Source organism: Lentimicrobiaceae bacterium (assembly GCA_028697555.1).
Taxonomy (GTDB): domain Bacteria; phylum Bacteroidota; class Bacteroidia; order Bacteroidales; family UBA4417; genus UBA4417.
Genome location: JAQVEX010000083.1, coordinates 1 through 4,318, shown reverse-complemented (window position 1 = coordinate 4,318; position 4,318 = coordinate 1). Strand labels below are relative to the sequence as shown.

Annotated in this window: 6 protein-coding genes; 2 read left to right on the top strand and 4 right to left on the bottom strand. The window is 35.5% G+C overall.

Going from position 1 to position 4,318, the window contains the following annotated elements:
* On the top strand, positions 1-627 hold a 627-nt coding region (locus PHP31_09850), incomplete at its 5' end, for a DUF349 domain-containing protein (GenBank protein ID MDD3739579.1).
* A gap of 173 nt (positions 628-800) precedes the next feature.
* Here PHP31_09850 and PHP31_09845 read toward each other — a convergent pair.
* A complete protein-coding gene (locus tag PHP31_09845) occupies positions 801-1,415 on the bottom strand; it encodes a rhomboid family intramembrane serine protease (GenBank protein MDD3739578.1) in 615 nt (204 codons plus the stop codon).
* Positions 1,416-1,423: 8 nt separating this feature from the next.
* The gene (locus tag PHP31_09840; GenBank protein MDD3739577.1) at positions 1,424-2,233 is read right to left on the bottom strand and encodes a hypothetical protein; all 810 of its coding nucleotides are present in this window, start codon (positions 2,231-2,233) and stop codon (positions 1,424-1,426) included.
* 135 nt (positions 2,234-2,368) lie between these two features.
* On the opposite strand from PHP31_09840, the gene PHP31_09835 reads away from it, so the two are divergent.
* Complete coding sequence (locus PHP31_09835) at positions 2,369-2,968, top strand: hypothetical protein (protein ID MDD3739576.1); 600 nt, start codon at positions 2,369-2,371, stop codon at positions 2,966-2,968.
* A gap of 293 nt (positions 2,969-3,261) precedes the next feature.
* On the opposite strand, the gene coaE is transcribed toward PHP31_09835, so the two are convergent.
* Complete coding sequence (gene coaE / locus PHP31_09830; GenBank protein MDD3739575.1) at positions 3,262-3,843, bottom strand: dephospho-CoA kinase; 582 nt, start codon at positions 3,841-3,843, stop codon at positions 3,262-3,264.
* 12 nt (positions 3,844-3,855) lie between these two features.
* A partial coding sequence (locus PHP31_09825) for a hypothetical protein (GenBank protein ID MDD3739574.1) occupies positions 3,856-4,318 on the bottom strand: 463 nt, incomplete at its 5' end.

Here is a 4,318-nt window from a genome sequence, read left to right as displayed (position 1 = left end):
GAGTGGAAAACCATAGGACCGGTTCCGCGTAAGCATAACGAAAAAATTTGGAAACGATTTAGAGCTGCTTGTGATAAGTTTTTTGATGCAAAACAAGCGTACTACAAACAAAAAACCGGTAGCGAAGAAGAAAACCTAGCGCTTAAAAACGAATTGCTTAAAGAATTAACGGAACTTAAAGACAATTTGAAAAATCCTGATAGCTTTGAAAAACTAAAAGATATTCAAAGACGATGGGTAGAAATTGGATTTGTACCTATCAAGCAAAAAGATAAAATACAAAACCAATACAAGCAACTGTTAGATTTCTTGTACGATCATTTTAGAGTAGATAATATTGAATATAACAAAACCAACTTTAAAGAGAAGTTACACAAAATTAAAGATCAACCACAAGCTGACAGAATTATCAGTCGTGAGAAATCGGCTTTAATGCACAAGATTGAAAAGCTGAGAGAAGAAATTTTATTGTGGGAAAACAATATTGGATTCTTTGCCAACTCTAAACAAAGCAATCTTTATAAAGACGAGTACGAAAAGAAGATTAGTAAAGGTAAAGCCGAGTTGGAACTATTAGAAGAACAACTTAAAATTCTAGATAGAACGCTTAGAGCGGAAAAACAGTAGGGTTGCGTGCTGCGTGGTTCGAGGCAATCTTCAATGCGCAATGAACAATTTTGGCTATTAGCCTTTAGCTCTTGGCTTTTGGCTGAGCTTAGCCAACGGCTAATAGCTAATGGCTAATGGCAACCTACTTCACATACTACTTCTAATAGTCTTATTTACAACCATATTTGCTATTAAAAGAACCGATCTATAAAAAACAAAATCAATTTAGGTTTTAGCAGGATTGTGTAAACAAACCCAAAAATTGCACCCCAAAAATGTGCATCGTGTCCGATGTTGTCGTTTGCTTTTTTGTTCATGTACCACGAGTAAGCCAAATACAATACCGCAAACAATATAGACGGAATGCCAATAGGAATAGGGAAGATGAAGATTTTTCCCAAAGGGTCGAAAATTATGCTTGCAAAAACCACCGCCGATACAGCTCCCGAAGCTCCTACGGCATTGTAAGAATAGTCGTCGTAATGCTTTTTATACGCAGGAAGTATTGAAATCAGCACAGCTCCTATGTACAAAAGCAAATAGTACAATATCCATATGTTGCCAAAAAAATATTTGTAATATGTTTCCGTCATTTTTCCGAACGAAAACAAAACGAACATATTTATTATCAGATGAACCCAATCAGCGTGCACCAAGCTGTACGTAACAAATCGGTAATAATTTTTAAAATTCTTTATATCGTATGCATTAAAAAGCAGTCGCCTAAAAAGATTCCTATTGCTAAAAGCAGCGATAGAAACAGCCGAAGTAATAATGACAATAATAAGTGTTGCAGAAATATTCATGCTTTATTTTATAAGTTTTCAGCCTTTGTGTAATCAATCTCCGAACCTAATACACTATGAGGTATCAGATAAATTAATATTACAATTACTGAAGCAAAAATCGCCCAAAATCTATTATTGCGGTCTTTTTTAAGTTTCAGAACCGTAATAATCCAGATAATTGCCAATACCAATGTTTTATTATCGGTTAGGTCGTGTCCGAATGGAAAGCCTGTCCAATATTGTCCGAAAGCGTATTTCTGCAGAAACATTCCTAATACACCGCCTGCTATAAGCAATACAAGTGTTGCGATTGCATACTTATACGTTTTTTTGCCTTTTGCAACGGCTTCAATTCCGGTACGAGTACTAAACATCATACCAATAAACATTACTAATATGTGAGGAATAAGAATAAAAGCAGGCACAGGATTTTTGTATCTCATAACAACAAACCCTTCATCTTTATTTCCCGATAGGGTATAAGTCTCGCCTTGGGAAAGTAGCGTAACTTTGTACATAATTTTTCCGGCAGCTTCCAATTGTGGTAGCCTGTAAATAAGATTATCGCCTTCACGAGTTAGTGCGTCGGTTGTTAGTGTATCGTGGCTTTTGTATCTCTTATACGTAATATATCCACTTACTGTTGTGTCGGGTATTGATAGTTTTATTTCAGCATTTTTGTCGTTGTTTGCCGACCTAATTAGCTTGTACTTATAAATGTTGTCGTTTATTTCGATATTGTCCTTTTTGCTATGCGTTGGACCTGTAACTCTCTGAAAATAAGCAGCTGCAATCGTTATCAAAAATGCAAGCAACCACAAATAAAATGATTTCATATAATGTTTTTATTTTAAGTTTGAGCCGACAAAGTTAAAACATATTTGTTTATATGTCGTTTAAAAGTATTACTTTTACGCTCCAAACAAGTAATATAAGCAATGCGATTTTTTACTAACTAAAATTATAAACGTATGAAACTAATAAAAAAAGCAACCATATTTTTCATAAGTGTTTTAATCTTCACTTCTTGCGATTCGCTGATGCAAGTTGCACATATGGCTAATTTGGCTAAATGCGAATTTAAACTCAACGATGTAAGTAATTTAACATTGGCTAATGTAAATTTCCAAAATGTGAAATCGGCAAGCGATATTAGTATTGCCGACTACGCAAGACTCACCAATGCTATATTTCAAGGCAATTTACCTTTGAGTTTTACATTAAATGTGGGAGTAAAAAATCCAAATAATCAAAAAGCAGGAGTTACAGCCTTAGATTGGATACTTTTTATAGACGACATAGAGATGACGAGAGGAATTTTGTCTCAATCGTACACAATAAACGCCAACAGTATTGGCACTATTCCTGTAAATATGAACTTCGACTTAAAACAAGTCTTAAGCGGTAAGAGCGGTGAAGCTGTTTTAAATTTCGCGTACAATTTGTTAGATGTCGGAAACAAACCAACCCGATTTATGCTAAAACTGAAACCTACAATTAATGTTGCAGGATTTCCTGTGGAATACCCAGGAGGATATTTTGAAGTTAAAACGACATTCGTGAGCAATTAGTGAGTGGTGAGTGGTGAGTGGTGAGTGATGAGTGATGAGTGGTGAGTGGTGAGTGGTGAGTGGTGAGTGGTGAGTGGTGAGTGATGAGTGGTGAGTGGTGAGTGGTGAGTGGTGAGTGGTGAGTGATGAGTGATGAGTGATGAGTGATGAGTGATGAGTGAACATGTGTGGAACTTATTAAATTATAAATTATTAGAAGTTCAAATTTTAATTTGTAACACGCACCCCGCAACACGCACCCCGCAACAATCACAAATATTACAAAAGAACGAAAGATGGATTTATATAACAAATCAACTGTCAAGTATTGCATCATGTACCGCTAACACCTGCGGAAGCAAATCAGCAACACCATCGTTATTTATAACAAAATCCGATAATTTTGCTTTCTTTTCTTGAGACCACTGATTATTTAAGCGACTTTTTATTGCTTCAACGCTTATTTTGTCTCGTTTTGTAACTCGTTCAATAATAATGTCTTCAGGAGTTGTAACTGTTATAATTTTATCGAACAAATGAACTAAGTCGGCTTCAAAAATAATAGCCGATTCCATAATTATGTACTCGGAGTTTTGTTGCTTGCACCACTGCTCAAAGTTGTCAGTTACTTTTGGATGTATAACACTATTGAGGAATTCGAGTTTTTCCGGCGATTTAAAAACAATTTGACCGAGCTTTTTTGTATCGATGTTATTGTTTTCGCCAATGATAGATTCTGAAAAAAATGAAACCAACCTATCAACAATTTCAGGGTCGTAGTACAATTTTTTGGCTTCAAAATCGGAGTTGTAAACCGGAATGTCAAGAGCCATAAAGACTTGCGCAACGGTTGTTTTTCCGCTACCCATGTTACCGGTTAAACCAATTTTTTTCATCGGTACAAATATTTATTCTACTATTTTAAGATATTCTATATTTGTAGGTTCTATTCTGACAATCTTAACAAAATCGGGTTTTTTCTCAACGTTCAGCTTTATTTTTCTTGCACTATCGGGCATAATTGTAGCCGTAATGACAAACTGACTTTTATCGACCATTTTGTACATATCTAACGGAACCCTGTAAATAACGCTTACTTCGTAAGGAAAAAACTCTATTTTCTGCGATTTATCTTCGGGAGTAATCCTGATTTTGATATCATCTTCGGTAACCTGAACGACTTTAATACCAATACGTACCGAATCGTCGGAATATTTGACTAAATTGTTGTTTACTGTCTTAAGCAAAGGCACGCTAACGTTGATGTTTGAGTCTATGTTTTGTATTACAACAGGAAGAGTATTTATCTGCGTGAGCGTATCTAAAATTTCCCTTGTGCTATAAACGTTAACGGTTGTCGGGCTGAACTCA

Bases quoted from the DNA above. Each gene is read 5' to 3' on its own strand.
- PHP31_09845 (MDD3739578.1), bottom strand. From the start codon at position 1,415: ATGAATATTTCTGCAACACTTATTATTGTCATTATTACTTCGGCTGTT.
- PHP31_09840 (MDD3739577.1), bottom strand. From the start codon at position 2,233: ATGAAATCATTTTATTTGTGGTTGCTTGCATTTTTGATAACGATTGCA.
- PHP31_09835 (MDD3739576.1), top strand. From the start codon at position 2,369: ATGAAACTAATAAAAAAAGCAACCATATTTTTCATAAGTGTTTTAATC.
- coaE (MDD3739575.1), bottom strand. From the start codon at position 3,843: ATGAAAAAAATTGGTTTAACCGGTAACATGGGTAGCGGAAAAACAACC.